A 13478-nucleotide genomic window follows, 5' to 3' on the forward strand; every position below is an offset into this window, starting at 1 on the left:
ATATTTTAAAGATTTTCGATACGCTTTAACAGCGCATATACAGAATGCGTATGCCATCTGGCTTTGCTTCCCGTATAAGGCTGGATATTTCTATTGTTCAGTGCCTCTGTTAACGCTCTTATGCTGAGATAGCCTTCCTCTTTCAGCTCGGCGATAACTGGTTGCATTTTTAGCGCAAAGCCGTTAGCCAGTTCCTTGTTCTTTTTCGAAAGAATATTGCGTCCGTTCATGCCAAGCTGAACGCCACGATATTTCGCCGACGCCAAAGCTGCTTTCGTTCTTTTGCTGATCTGTTCACGTTCATGCTCGGCAAAAGCCGCCATGATGTGCAACATCAGTTTGTTGGCATGGGGATTATCTACTGCCAAAAAATCAATGCTCGCTTCCATCAACTTGGCAATAAAGGCCACGTTGCGGCTCAAACGATCCAGCTTGGCGATAAGCAAAACAGCTTTTTGTTTTTTGCATTCATCGAGCGCATCAAGCAGTACTGGGCGGTTGCTTTTTTTGCCGGACTCAATCTCAATGTATTCTTGTAAAAGAATGATATTGAACTTTGCGGCATAATCGCGAACCGCTTTTTGCTGCGCTTCAAGTCCTAATCCGCTTTCACCTTGGCGCGGCGTCGAAACCCTGTAATACGGAATGGCTTTCTGCATAGCTCCCCCGCATTTATTCGTTGCAAGAACAACAACGATTCAAAGGCTACCATGTAAGGGTAAACCAACCATTACCTTTGCACAGTTCTTTTGCAAAAGCTTGAAAATGGACGGCTCGGGCTAAGTCTCGACGGTTGAAAAACAAGGCTTTAACTAGGAGCGTCGTTCATTGAATAGGCAGGTTCCGTTCGTTTGCGTTCATACACAAACGTTGGTTTGCGTATGAACAAAAAAATTGAGAAGATTTTTTGAGCAAACGGTCTCTAGAAATGTGCGAAACCATTTGCAGTATGAAATATTTAATCCGTGATATTCAGGGTCTGATCATTCGACTACTGTTGGCTCGTCATCAACTGTCCTGATTAAAAAGATTAATCTCCAACGTCCAACCTTGAGCAGCCAGATTTTGCCCTGCTGATTCGGGCAGTAACGAATTCCGGGACGTTCACTTGTTGGCCGCCAAAACCTCGCCTGCATCATAGCTTTCAGGGAGAGGTCGCTGGTGGCCAGCGTATAAAGCACCTTGTGTTGATTTTGTTTTTGCAAGATATAGATGCTGTCTTCAGTACAGAAAGTGATAAACTTAAATACACTCTTAATTGGCGCTTATCCATACCGTCTATTCCAAAAAAATTACCAAAGGAAATCAGTATAACATATACCATGTGTCCCACATCGTTTTATAGCAGACGAATGGAAGGGAGATCACTAAGTGCAATTCCATCAGGTCAATTGTTTTTATCGTGATACTTTCGCTAAAAAAATACCATCAAAACATTTACGAGCCATCCTTTTTCTTTATTTTGGTCATTAGATTCCTTGCCCCACCTGATCCACTTGATCGCAGCCCACTTGGAATCAAGGTTTGAGACGATTAATTCATTTTGGTACAACTAAAGCCGACCAAGTTGCTGCTGCTCTATGCGAACTATAAAAATTCCTGATAAAAAAGACTATAAGTTTTTTGACGAATATTGCCGATGTCACGAAATCAAGGAGTCGCAATACACGACAGGTCTCTTTCAAGCGGGCATCACTGTGTATAAACAGCAGATTCGTGCTTTGAATTTGTTTTATGCCATGCATAAAACTGATAAATTTGAGTCTACAACATCAATATGCATTATAGGAGGTGGCGTGGCAGGATTGACATTTGCGGCAGCGGCGCTAATGGCAAACGTGAAAGTTTATTTGCTCGAAAAAGAATCGACGTTTCTTCACTTACAACAAGGATGTGACACAAGGAAAATCTATCCTTACTTGTACAATTGGCCTGATAAGGGATCCAGGTTTCCGTACGCTAAACTACCCATTCTTCCATGGAAGGCGGATTCTGCTGCTAACGTGGCAAAGGAAATTCTCGAAAGATTTTATGAAGTTGAAAAATCTGTGGAGACCGACTTGTGCGAAGCTTTTGTGGACGTTGATGTAAAATATAGTACCCGCCCCATCATCGCACAACAGCGGGGACAAAAGAAGTTTGATTTGTCATTCTATGGCACTCGATTAAAATTTGGCGTTGATAAACTAAAGACTCAGTCAAGAATAATCGTCGTTGACCACATAATATATTGCACAGGCTTTGGAATCGAACGTTCACATTTGGCCGGGATCACACCCTCTTACTGGCGCAATGATGATTACGGACAGACTGTAATCAACAATAAAACTAATTTCTTTATTTCAGGAGTCGGGGATGGTGCCTTAATTGATTTGTTTAGGTTGAAAATTCAAGGATTCTCTTACGATTTTTTTTTAGATCGATATTATTCTGCAAACAACGAATCCGAAGTAACAACAGAACTGCTGAAAATCAAGGAAGAGTTTGAATCAAATCCGTCGCTAACGCCAGTAGATTTGTATCGTAGGTTTGATTCAATGCACGAGCTGCTGGTCCCGCTCATGTCATTCCTCAAAGATCATAAAAGGAACAACATTAATGTGAAGCTAGTCGCTAAAAGACGGTTCAATGAAATATTAGATTTGAATCAAATCTCTTTCATAAACGCATTAATTCTTTTCCTCTTGCTCATTGAAAATAAGGGCACAGATGGTCACTGGATTTGGTTCGACTACATCGTCGGCAAGACATCCATCAATGGGAATCATTGCAAACTCCAACAAATAGATCCTGAAACTTTATCACCTCGAGGCAAACCAACTGCAATTAAAGATGCAATTCCAATCATACGCCACGGGAGTCAAAGAGAAAGTGCATTTGGCGAAACGAACCTTACAAAAGATCCCGGAATAGATGCTCTTAAAGAGCGACAAGAAGAATCCAATATATTTAATTACGAGGGCCCAATTTGGACCTTTGAAAGCATTACGGCCCTATTTAAACAGCCACCAAAACGGTTCTTATGTACTAATGAAACGATTACTCTTTGCACACCGTTAGTATCAATACTAAGCAAAATGATTAGAGCTTGTTCTGGCAATAAAAAGGGCCATTTCAAGGTTGGTTTGTTTAGAGTTGTCAACAGCGGCGGGCAGCGATATTTTCAAAGCATTGCACCGTACTTTGGCAGTAAAAATCCAAAAAAAGGAAAATTTGGAAAGCTGATACAGCTGAATAAAGGGCCATTGGGGATGGCTGCTTTCTTAAGAGAACCCGTTTTGCTGGTTCGTAAAACGGGGTTTGAAAAAATCCTAGAATATCTAAATCTGAAACCAACTGAAATTTTTGCGAATTCTCAGTCTGTACTGGTTATTCCCATTTTGGCCAAATGGAAAGATTATTCACCGGCCAACTTGCTTGTATGTGTAGATTCAGACTCCGCAACTTTATTAAATGACTACAATGTCATCTTAGCAATTAAGTCCATAATGGAAGGCTGGATAAATTCGATAAATCGGGCAGTGGGAAAGCAAATATTGATGGATGATATTACGTTTAATCCTCGAATCGATGTTTCCGGCGCCCAAGTTGAAAATTATGTAAAGGTAAAGAAGAGTAAGTGTTTTGTGAAGACGCTCTTAGACGATCATCGAGATTTAAAACCAAAGTATTCCAAACTCTGTTTTAACGACTTTTACTCATTTGATGTATACTATAAAACCTCGCCTGAGGAGGAAACCTCACTTGGGTATGAAACGACTAATATAAAGCCTTTATAAAAAAATTAAATACGCTAATATGTACCAAACAAAGTCAGTACTTACAGGTTCTAAAGATGAGGAACATCGCATGAAATTTCAAGTTACACCAATCGAGAATGTCAGGTGCAACGATGTCACAGACGTTTTTTACCAGTTTTTGGAATATTGGGACAAAAAAAGACTGAAAAATTATAAGGAAATTAAAGCAATCTTTTTTAATGACAAAAAGGAGGCAATTGCCTTTTGCGACATCTCGAGTCAGCAAAAAAACCTGCCAATTTCACATCAGGAAATGCCGAAATTTAACCTGGATGAGCTGGTGAAGAAAGCACAAAGTAAACAGGCGAAGACCATAGTAATCGCCGAAAATTTTCTTTCTGATGACGTCGGTATTGATAATAGTCGTATCGAATTCTTAGAAAATCTAAAATGCATTGCAGAGCCACATGGTATTGAGGTCGAAGACTTCATTTCAATGAATACCACTTCCTATTCAAGCCTGAAGGTTCATGGGTTGGATTTGACCTATTAATAGTGATCTAGCGGTTTGAGGGGTAATTGTTGGTATTATCAGCTAAGCTGCGCATGTTTTCGTGCACGCAGTTTTCCCCCTACATACCAACGTATTTTTTTGTAGAAACGATTTCTGCAACCTTAAAAAAAGCAAATGGAATCCAAAATACCTGGCCTTTCGTTTTCTCCATGTAAACAATTACTGGCTCACCTATTTAGCATCCCAAATATCCCGTCGATGAGTCATTAGATTTCGCCGAATTTGTACAACTTGTTCCTTTGTGAACATCTTTCGGCAACCGGAATAGTCCATAAAATTATTGAAGTTGGACGGAACGCCGGCCACACATGACTTGTCCGTTGCTTCACCGAAAGGTGGTGGACAAGTTTTGCAATCAGCGTTGGTTTCAGTGGCTTCTTTTTGCGGAGGCGTATCGGCTATAGAATCACCAACCGTACAGCTTTGCGAATCGCCGGTCGGACCTCCGGTGCCCCATAAATGTACTAAGCCGCACCAATGTCCAGTCTCATGTGTCAAGAGTCGATATCCCAAGCCTACCCACTCAAAACCAAGGAAAACAGCATCTCTGTCTTCCCAGCCCCAAGGCGTGTTACTGTAAGTTAAACTACCCCCAATATTTCCGACATACACATTGAGGTAAGTTGACGGCTTTATAATTTTACTTCTCTTGAATAGCTTGTGTTTGTTCCTCTTTGTGTTAACTCGTATAATCCCTTTTTCACCATCTTTTTGAAGAATCGTGTCTGCGAAAAAGAAATTAACGTTGGGATTAGTAATTCTGCCTTTATACATTGGAAGTACTTGCGACGTATCAGAGTTGAGCAAAAGAAAATCTTTGTGAAGATCCTCAAGCTCTTTCCGGAGCAATTCAGTGGGCACATTTTCATCGGTGTTTGATCCGTCAGTACCGGCATGCGACCTGTCCGAAAAAATTACATGAAAAATTACCGGTATGTCGATGGTCCTGTCCAAGTTTATATCTTGGCAATAGCAATTTGAAAGAATACTCGATAAACCGATAACGAGAAATACTGTCTGTGTCATTTGTATTAAAGGTAACGACTTGCAATGATCAACAAACAAAGGGTGATCGAATCTCTTCAATAAAACCGAACATTCTTAAATTCGATTGAGGGCCGATAACAGGCTGTGCTTAGGGAAGAAGAAGTAGAAAATAAAATATTCTTTCGCAGTAAGAAAAAAAATAGTCCAACGTTAGTTAAATTCATTTAAAGATTCCTCGCCCCACCTGATCCAATCTGATCGCTAGCCCACATGGAATCTCTTTTAATTGTTTTTAGTTCGTCCAATCCGTTAGGTGAAGGTAGGAGTAATCGTATGTTGGACGCATACTGAAAACCTCTTCTTTCAAAACCAAACCAATCTTATATATGGCTAACGTTTCTCACTTCACGGAATATTCATTCCTAAAAATTTTTCGCATTAAAGGATCATCAATTTTACTCATTCTCACAGCTAGCATGTTCATGTTAACGTGCAAACAAAAGTTACCTAATGAGTTTCAGTCTGATGGCAAAACGTATGTAATAGATACAACCTTAGTTGCACCAGATTCGATCAGTGTTATCCAAGCAGGTGATATCAAATTAGATAGCGATCTCAGGACATTTGCTATGAACTATTCAGCTGCTCTCGAGAGTGATTCTTCGATGAATTTTGCATTTTCTACAGTCCGCCCAGATCCTATAGTGAAAATACCAGAAGAATTCCTTGCGTGTCTGCCAACGGCACCAACAAGAATACAAGATTTAAAAGACGGCGTAATCTTGGATGCATACGAATTCAAAAGGGGTGATGAAGCGAAACTGGGCTTTTTGGGATTTCTGAATGTTGAGATTGCAGATGATGAGAAAATTACGGTTGTTGAGTTTTCCCAAACAGGTTCACAAGTATGTAACGGTAATCAATTGAAGTATGGAATTGGGGCAAGAATGATGATGAGGGTTCGAAGTAAAAAAAGATCGGCTAAACTTAACACCCCGCAACAAATAACGGCCAGCGTAATATTTGGAAAGGCTGAGGTAACCTACAGCCTTAAGACGTTCGGCGTCTCAGGGCCTGGCGTAGGAAATTTGGTAAAGTTGGGTACACTAACAGAAAACACCTATCAGGAATTCATGCAAGGGATATCCGATTTAATTGTTGATGCCTATAACAATAATTCCGCATTTGTTATAAATCCCCAACCGTTGTTCTTAAACCAAAACTAATCTATGAGCATGCGAACAATATTTTTGACCAAACTCTTGGTCATTCTAATTACATTAACCAGTAATTCCCAGTCGAAGGTCTTTTCAATTACATGGTCTTATGGATTGGCAGGAGGTAGTAAACCCTCTGTTACTGCTTTGAATGAAGGCGATGCAGTTTCAATGAACGTTGCAAACGACTTAATGAAATACTTCATTGAAAATTCCAAGTTGGATTTTAAATGTATCTACAATGGCTGCCAGAACCGCGCGATGGTAATGTCATTGATGCTACAGCAAAAAGGAATAAAGCATTACAAGGTGTGGAATTTTGATCCTTTTAAGATTTCGATTTTTAATTCCCAAGATGCATTGGATGTTGACGATATACTGGGACTAAAATCGAATAAGATTTTATGGGACTTTCATGTAGCGATTGCCATTCTGGCAAAGAATGAGGAGACTTCTAAAATAGACACTTTGATAATTGATCCAGCCTTTTCGAGTAAGCCCTTAAAAACCAAGGAATGGCTTTCACTACAAAATTCGCCTAATTCGTACTATACTTTCTTAGATCCTATTTGGTATAACTTTGTGACACTTGCACCTGGTATTTCATTCACATGCTCAGGTGTTGCCACAAATCTCAATGTCCCCATGTGTTTTCCGTACTTGTTGACTGGCGACTTTTACGAATATAATTCATATAACCAGAAACTTATAGCTGAAGAGTTAGCAACGAACGATCAAATTACAAGAGCTACCTTCGAAATCATCAATAAGCTGGATGAGAAGGATCCAAGGAAGAAAAATATTTCCTCGGTAGTATCAGATTACAATTCGTTTAAAACAATGTTGCAAAGTGAAACACAGATTAACGGCGACAACCCGTTCTATTCATACTTAAGTGACTACAGGATGGGTTATAAAAATGGGTTTGCTTTCTGGACAGTTGAACTGCAGAAATTGAATAAAAAATAATCTAAGAAGTTGGGTATAATAATTTTGGAAAATTTTGGGGCATGTTACACCTGCTGGTCATGAGCATTGAATTTTTAGTTACGAAATTGACGAATGGCAAGACAAAAGCATGGTACAAGTGTGGCACGCTTTCAAAGACAGACCCTATCACTGGTGATAAACGGTATGTATTTTCAAGAAGTGATGTGAAATTTAAAATTGAGACGTGTAGTCATTTACTCAAATGGGACATTGATGCAGAATATACGTGGGCAATCAAGTACAAATCAGAAAACAGTCCTTCGGGATATCAGAATTACAACTTAATTATTGGTGGTAATTACGCGGTGTTCAAGTTTAGCGACGATTTTAAAACTATGTATTTTAAACTTCCACACTGGAAGGAAGAAATTTGTTTAAACTAACTAACTGTGAAAGACTATTCTATGAAAAACAGTGACTCTAATGCGGGCCGCTGAATTTGTAATTTCGAAAATTGCGACGGAGATACCAGATACTAGACTATCAAAACAACGTAACTCTAGTATACATAGATTTTAACCGAGCGTGGACATCCGAATAATCTTAGAGAGGATGCTATAAATAATGTTCTGGGAATTTTCCGCAATTTCAAAAGTAATCAAATGTCAGTCTGTTAATTGGATAATTCATCCAAGAAACTAAATTGTAGATTGTAGATCAACAGTCGACTGCTAAAAAATGTCTTCGGAAAAAGGTTCATTCAATCGCGCATGCCTTGAGTAAAAACTGTATCGAATTGTATGATGATTCAAAACAAAGCATGAAATGATTAACGCAACAAAAGAAAAACTGTCATCATTCTTTCAAGGCAACATGCAATATGTCGTTCCCTTCTTCCAACGTTCATATGTTTGGAATCAGGAAAATTGGGATACGCTTTGGGAGCATATCAAAAGAATCCTGGATGAAAAAATAAAAAAACATGAACATTTTATTGGTACACTTATCGTAAAGCAACGCACGCCCGAACGGATTGGAGAAACGAGTTACGACCTCATAGATGGGCAGCAAAGATTAACTACATTTTCAATTCTTCTTAAAGCAATAGCGGATACGGCAACGAATTCTGGCGTCTTTATCAAGTTAGCGGAAAAAACGAATGAGCTTTTGGTTTTTGAGGATTCACGAGGAGATAAGCACCTCAGGATTATGCATTCCCGAAATGACAAAGATTATTTTGAAACGCTGATGTTAAATGAAAAACAGGAGAAGCTTAAAAATCAAGGGCATCGTATTCTGCAAGCATACCGGTATTTTCATGACAAACTTGCGCCATTTACAGATGAAGAGCGTGACGAACTAAGGAATATAATACTTACAAATGTTCCGGTTATTAGTATGATGCTGGCGCAAGAAGACGATGAGCAAGAAATCTTTGATACAATCAATTCCCTCGGCGTTAGGCTTACCACCGCTGAATTACTCAAAAATCATGTGTTTCAATATAAAGAAATTCAAGATAAGTACGAAGAATACTGGTTTGAAGTCTTCGAAGAAGATGAAGATATGTTGGCCTTTTGGAACAAGAAAAAAACGTCAGGTAGAGTTTCAAGGACTAATATTGATATTTTGTTGTATTGCTATCTCATTATTCAGACAAGAAGAGAAGTAAATCTTGAGAAGTTATTTCAAGATTATAAACAGTGGTTGAAGGATAAACCTCTTAATGAAAGAAAGTCGTTTTTAGTTGACCTAAGAGAGTATGCCGGAATTTATTATTCTTTTCCTGAAGGCACGGAGATTAATGAGATAGCATTTTCTGAAAGTGAAAAGCGTTTTTTTCACGTAATCGAAAATCTTGAAATCACTACCGTCATTCCATTGGTACTCTGTATTTATAAAATGGTAACAATGAAAAAAGAACGGACTAAAATGCTAGGACTCCTTGAAAGTTATCTTGTAAGAAGAAATGTGTGTCGGCTGACCACTAAAAATTACAATAATCTTTTTATTCAAATCATGCAGCAACTAATAGATAGTGAGGAGATCGATTATCTAACATTAAAAGAAATACTCATTGGGTTCATCGATGATACAAATAGATTTCCTTCCGATGGCGAGTTTCAGCGTGCATTTGGTGACGAACAAATAAGTAATAGTAATGCATATGAGATACTATACTGCATTGCCCTATATCAGTTGAACAACGAGTATTCAGACGTTAAAAAACTTAGCTCTTTAAGCTTTTCTGTTGAGCACATAATGCCTCAAAAATGGGAAACTAATTGGTTAACAAGAAAAATGAGAGAAGATGAAAAAGCGATACGCTATAAAAAGATTAAAACCCTTGGAAACCTAACTTTAGTTACTCAAAATCTCAATAGTAAAATGAAGAATTCAGAATGGTCCAGAAAAAAGGAGCACCTTAAAGAATATTCCAAATTGCGACTTACGACAGATTATTTAAAACTAAAAAGTTGGGACGAAAATGCGATACAGAATCGTGCTGATATTTTGAGCAGCGATGCATTGAAGATCTGGAGAAGGTGACCCAGCCCAAAAATAGCCATTTGTTGGTATCCTAAAAGTGCATGAAAATCAGATATTACATAAGTACATTACTCGAAATATGATCACGTCTGGGTGAAGAATTCGGCGCCAGCGCATTCTGTCGAAATGTGTTGCTGATTCAAAATGCAAAAGGAAAAATCTGACGAAGTCATCATCCTTTAGAAGGCGTTACGATAATTTCAATGACGGTCGATTCGTTTTCTGTTGTTTCAGTCGTGTATCGGGGGTCGACCTGTGAGATAAGAGAAGTGGCGTGATTACTCAATTGCATGAAAAGCTGTTGCAAGTGATACCCTTTGAGGGTTACGACGTCGGACGTGAAGCTAAGAGTGATAATGTTGACTTCGTTGCCCAGATTCAGTTCCCCGGAAATCAAATAACCGTAGGCAAAAAATTTCTGCCTGCCATTCGGCCAGACGAAGCAAATATTCCGAACATTCGCGGTCGGACGTTGCTGCATGGCAATGTTGGACGCAATATCCGTTTTCTCATCTCCTTGATGCGTCGGATCGCCTGCGCGCAGCTCATCATACTTGAGTTTAAATTTCGAGTTCTGGCTCATGATTTTTTATGCGTTCGATATCAGATTTTTCAATGGACTTCGCTCTGACTTCTTGTGACAATTGCCGTTCCATGTTTTCTCTGGACAAGCGTTGCGCCGTGTCCTTGCTGTAATCCTTGCCGATCAGCTCAATTGCTGACTGGCGGTCGCGCATCTCGGAGGCGTAATTGAGCAAGGCGGTTTTGTCATCGGTATATATTCTAACCCGCTCTCTGCCGCGAGATACTGAAACATAAAACTGTTTCATATCCGTTGCAGGGAATGTTGAGGCTGGCTGCGCGATAAAAACTTCATCAACCGTTTTGCCCTGTGACGCATAAGATGTGATGCAATGTGCATGGGCGATATGGCCATAATCTTTTGGTATTGTGTAGTTCGTTTTGCTGATCGCATTACGCACTTTGATGTGACCGTTCTTTCGAACGGCCACAACTTCCAAGATCTGACCATTGTTAAGGCGTTTCTTGTTTGCATCAAATCCATTATACGTTAGTCTTATTTTGTCACCCTTTGAGAGTTGAATATCTGCCCTACGAAATGCTTCAAATTTTTTGTTTTGATCTAATGGCAGATCGACCGACGTTCCATCCTCATTTTTGATATGGATATAATCGTCTTTCACAGATGATACGGACCAAACGGTTCCGCGCTTGACGCCTTTCATGTTCTGACTGAACTGAAGAACGGTTCCTTGCTTGTAGGAGCGAATGTCATTTTTTTCCGCTTCGGTAAGATTCAAGTTCATAAAGCGCGTTGCAGTGATTTCTCTTTTTCCAATCATTTTCGCACAGCGAAGCTTATCGCGAATTGCCTTGGTCACTTCTTCACCTTGCTGGTGCGTTGGCGAAATGATAAGTGTCGATTTTCCCTTCTTCACTGTAGCGAGGTAGTCTTCCACTAGCGTTTCATTCGGTTTAAGTGGGTTGATTGTTTTGATCGATTCAATTGTATCCAGCTTTTCGAAAGCAAGTTTTACGTCACCGTCTGACAAAGCCTGGACGGCTTCGCGGTAGGTCTCGTTTTTCTGTCGGTAGATACGACTGACTTCCGCTGATCTTATTCCCGCGGCGGTGTTAAGAATTCTTAATGCATCACCACGGATAACGCTTGCGTGCTGCCTGGTGTCTCCGCTCAGGATCAAACGTGCATTCTGCCGGGCCGTCAGATCGAGCAGGGCGGTCATATCTTGGGTTCCAAGGAGACCAGCCTCATCGACCCAAAGGACGCCATTCTTGAGGCCTTTCTGAAGGTTGTGGTCGACCAGCAGCTTTGCAACGGTATCGGCATGCGCAAAGCCTTCCTCGCGTAAAACGCCGCGTGAGGCCTGGGAAGTTGGTGCCACCATGGTCACCTTGCAGCCAACGGTTTCCATAAGCTTAACCGCTTCGGTCGTCAATGTCGTCTTACCTGTTCCGGCTCGCCCTCGAATGATTGAAACACCATGAGGCGTCGTCAGGACGTGCCGTACGGCTTCATGTTGCTCGCCTTTGAGTTTGATGTCGGGAACCATCGTATATAACGGTCGGAACTTTCCTTTGCTCTTTTGCGCAAGTTCGACCATGCGCTTTTCTTCCGCAAGGACTTCTTTCGTTGTACAGATGGTTGCCTTCCGATCGGGCACATGCAGAATCCGCTTGTCGTTTTGAAACGAGGTCGTGATCTCGTCAAGCGTAACCGACCGGTCACCAAGGCTATGCCGATACGCAGTTTCAAGGATACGCCGATCTTGCATTACAGATGCACGTTCGAAGCGGTGTTGAACCGCATGGTCAACACATTGCTCCGGTGACAATTCGAGTGTTTCCTTGGCGGGGTTGTTGCGGATAATTGATCTTCCATCGTCGCTATCAGAACCGGCACCTGCTTCTCGTATCTGTTCACGCCAGTGTCTTTTGAGTTCATCAAGTGTAAGACCTTTTTGTTTTTTGGAGCGCGTCTTCGCACCCAGTTGATCAAGCTCTTTTACATCGGTGATATTTTTCTCTTTCGCGATGCGACCAATCTCATCGGTTCGCTTCGAAAAAAGATCAATGGCCTTTTGTGGCACGCCTTCGATCTCGAACGACTTTTCCGTTTGCCTGACACGATAACCAAGTTCCATTAAATTATCGGAAAGGCGCTTGTGAAACCGGGCCTGATAGTAGGGCATGTCGCGTTTGACGTCACGAAACTGCCCGGCTTTGAACTGTTCCTCCATTTTGTCCCACGTCACGTTGAACACGAAGCAGTGACTGTGAAGATGAGGGTCGGGAACCGCTCCATCAACCGGCCTTGCCGTTTGATGTACGAAGTCCGCCCAGACCAACTCTCCTGTTTCGCGGTCGCTATACTGACCGCCTTTACGTACTCGTGTTTTGCTATCGGCTTCGATGTCAAGCATCGTTTCCATCACGCTTGATTTGAAGGCTTCCATAACGTGATCATCCTTCGACAACGCATGGACAATCGACACGGATTTGGGGCAGTGGAAGTTTATATCATAGCCGACTGTTCTTTGCTCAATTGTTCTTTGGGTCAGAGTGTCCCCGGTTTTGGGATTAATGTTTTCACACAAGGCATGAAAGGTTTCCTTGGCTGCATTGCCTTCAATACCAATTCGCCGTGCGATCTTCCCATGGAAATGGCCCGGCAGTTCCTGGTCGTTCAAGAAGTAATCCGATTTCAAGAGAGCCTCGTTAAAGTAAGCCTTGGCGTGTCCCGCCGAGGTGCTTTGGATCATTCGTATCATTGTGAAAAACTTATACAGCCGGTTCGGTAAAACGGGCCGGTGAAAATGCTTTCATTACGCACAAATAAACAGGAAGCCTAAGCAGTGCTGCCATGCGGGTGCAGCGAAACAAAACCCATTAAAGAGTTCACATCAGACATCTTCCCTATGCACAGCCTAGGATAAGACC

Annotated in this window: 10 protein-coding genes; 6 read left to right on the top strand and 4 right to left on the bottom strand. The window is 41.0% G+C overall.

All coding sequences use genetic code 11. The annotated features are described in order from the left end of the window. Nucleotides 1-5: 5 nt before the first annotated feature. On the bottom strand, nucleotides 6-659 hold the full coding sequence (locus P2W71_RS01760; RefSeq protein WP_276366231.1) for a recombinase family protein: 654 nt from the start codon (nucleotides 657-659) through the stop codon (nucleotides 6-8). Between the two features lie 921 nt (nucleotides 660-1580). Between P2W71_RS01760 and P2W71_RS01765 the strand changes: the two genes are divergently transcribed. Beyond that, a complete protein-coding gene (locus tag P2W71_RS01765; RefSeq protein WP_276366233.1) occupies nucleotides 1581-3779 on the top strand; it encodes a hypothetical protein in 2199 nt (732 codons plus the stop codon). Nucleotides 3780-3798: 19 nt separating this feature from the next. Continuing rightward, the gene (locus P2W71_RS01770; protein ID WP_276366236.1) at nucleotides 3799-4293 is read left to right on the top strand and encodes a JAB domain-containing protein; all 495 of its coding nucleotides are present in this window, start codon (nucleotides 3799-3801) and stop codon (nucleotides 4291-4293) included. A gap of 192 nt (nucleotides 4294-4485) precedes the next feature. Here the strand turns inward: P2W71_RS01770 and P2W71_RS01775 are convergent, their stop codons facing one another. Further along, nucleotides 4486-5340, bottom strand: a complete 855-nt coding sequence (locus P2W71_RS01775) for a M43 family zinc metalloprotease (protein WP_276366238.1) — start codon at nucleotides 5338-5340, stop codon at nucleotides 4486-4488. A 347-nt stretch (nucleotides 5341-5687) separates the two neighbouring features. Between P2W71_RS01775 and P2W71_RS01780 the strand changes: the two genes are divergently transcribed. The 4 genes from P2W71_RS01780 to P2W71_RS01795 all read left to right on the top strand — a co-directional run bounded on the left by P2W71_RS01780 (nucleotide 5688) and on the right by P2W71_RS01795 (nucleotide 9998). Further along, nucleotides 5688-6527, top strand: a complete 840-nt coding sequence (locus P2W71_RS01780) for a hypothetical protein (protein WP_276366240.1) — start codon at nucleotides 5688-5690, stop codon at nucleotides 6525-6527. 9 nt (nucleotides 6528-6536) lie between these two features. Beyond that, complete coding sequence (locus P2W71_RS01785) at nucleotides 6537-7487, top strand: protein-glutamine glutaminase family protein (RefSeq protein ID WP_276366242.1); 951 nt, start codon at nucleotides 6537-6539, stop codon at nucleotides 7485-7487. A gap of 59 nt (nucleotides 7488-7546) precedes the next feature. Then, complete coding sequence (locus P2W71_RS01790; protein WP_276366244.1) at nucleotides 7547-7891, top strand: hypothetical protein; 345 nt, start codon at nucleotides 7547-7549, stop codon at nucleotides 7889-7891. A 382-nt stretch (nucleotides 7892-8273) separates the two neighbouring features. Next, nucleotides 8274-9998 (top strand): DUF262 domain-containing HNH endonuclease family protein, encoded by a 1725-nt coding sequence (locus tag P2W71_RS01795; protein WP_276366247.1) that lies wholly within the window; start codon nucleotides 8274-8276, stop codon nucleotides 9996-9998. A gap of 172 nt (nucleotides 9999-10170) precedes the next feature. Here the strand turns inward: P2W71_RS01795 and P2W71_RS01800 are convergent, their stop codons facing one another. Together P2W71_RS01800 and mobF are read right to left on the bottom strand one after the other, a co-directional pair. Next, nucleotides 10171-10581, bottom strand: coding sequence for a hypothetical protein (locus P2W71_RS01800; RefSeq protein ID WP_276366251.1), 411 nt, complete (start codon nucleotides 10579-10581; stop codon nucleotides 10171-10173). Then, nucleotides 10559-13300, bottom strand: a complete 2742-nt coding sequence (mobF, locus tag P2W71_RS01805) for a MobF family relaxase (RefSeq protein ID WP_276366253.1) — start codon at nucleotides 13298-13300, stop codon at nucleotides 10559-10561. Before mobF ends, P2W71_RS01800 begins: the two co-directional genes overlap by 23 nt. Between the last annotated feature and the right edge of the window lie 178 nt (nucleotides 13301-13478).

It is taken from the genome of Chryseolinea sp. H1M3-3 (assembly GCF_029360725.1).
In the GTDB taxonomy this organism is placed as follows: domain Bacteria; phylum Bacteroidota; class Bacteroidia; order Cytophagales; family Cyclobacteriaceae; genus Chryseolinea.

Bases quoted from the DNA above. Each gene is read 5' to 3' on its own strand.
- P2W71_RS01760 (WP_276366231.1), bottom strand. From the start codon at position 659: ATGCAGAAAGCCATTCCGTATTACAGGGTTTCGACGCCGCGCCAAGGT.
- P2W71_RS01765 (WP_276366233.1), top strand. From the start codon at position 1,581: ATGCGAACTATAAAAATTCCTGATAAAAAAGACTATAAGTTTTTTGAC.
- P2W71_RS01770 (WP_276366236.1), top strand. From the start codon at position 3,799: ATGTACCAAACAAAGTCAGTACTTACAGGTTCTAAAGATGAGGAACAT.
- P2W71_RS01775 (WP_276366238.1), bottom strand. From the start codon at position 5,340: ATGACACAGACAGTATTTCTCGTTATCGGTTTATCGAGTATTCTTTCA.
- P2W71_RS01780 (WP_276366240.1), top strand. From the start codon at position 5,688: ATGGCTAACGTTTCTCACTTCACGGAATATTCATTCCTAAAAATTTTT.
- P2W71_RS01785 (WP_276366242.1), top strand. From the start codon at position 6,537: ATGCGAACAATATTTTTGACCAAACTCTTGGTCATTCTAATTACATTA.
- P2W71_RS01790 (WP_276366244.1), top strand. From the start codon at position 7,547: ATGAGCATTGAATTTTTAGTTACGAAATTGACGAATGGCAAGACAAAA.
- P2W71_RS01795 (WP_276366247.1), top strand. From the start codon at position 8,274: ATGATTAACGCAACAAAAGAAAAACTGTCATCATTCTTTCAAGGCAAC.
- P2W71_RS01800 (WP_276366251.1), bottom strand. From the start codon at position 10,581: ATGAGCCAGAACTCGAAATTTAAACTCAAGTATGATGAGCTGCGCGCA.
- mobF (WP_276366253.1), bottom strand. From the start codon at position 13,300: ATGATCCAAAGCACCTCGGCGGGACACGCCAAGGCTTACTTTAACGAG.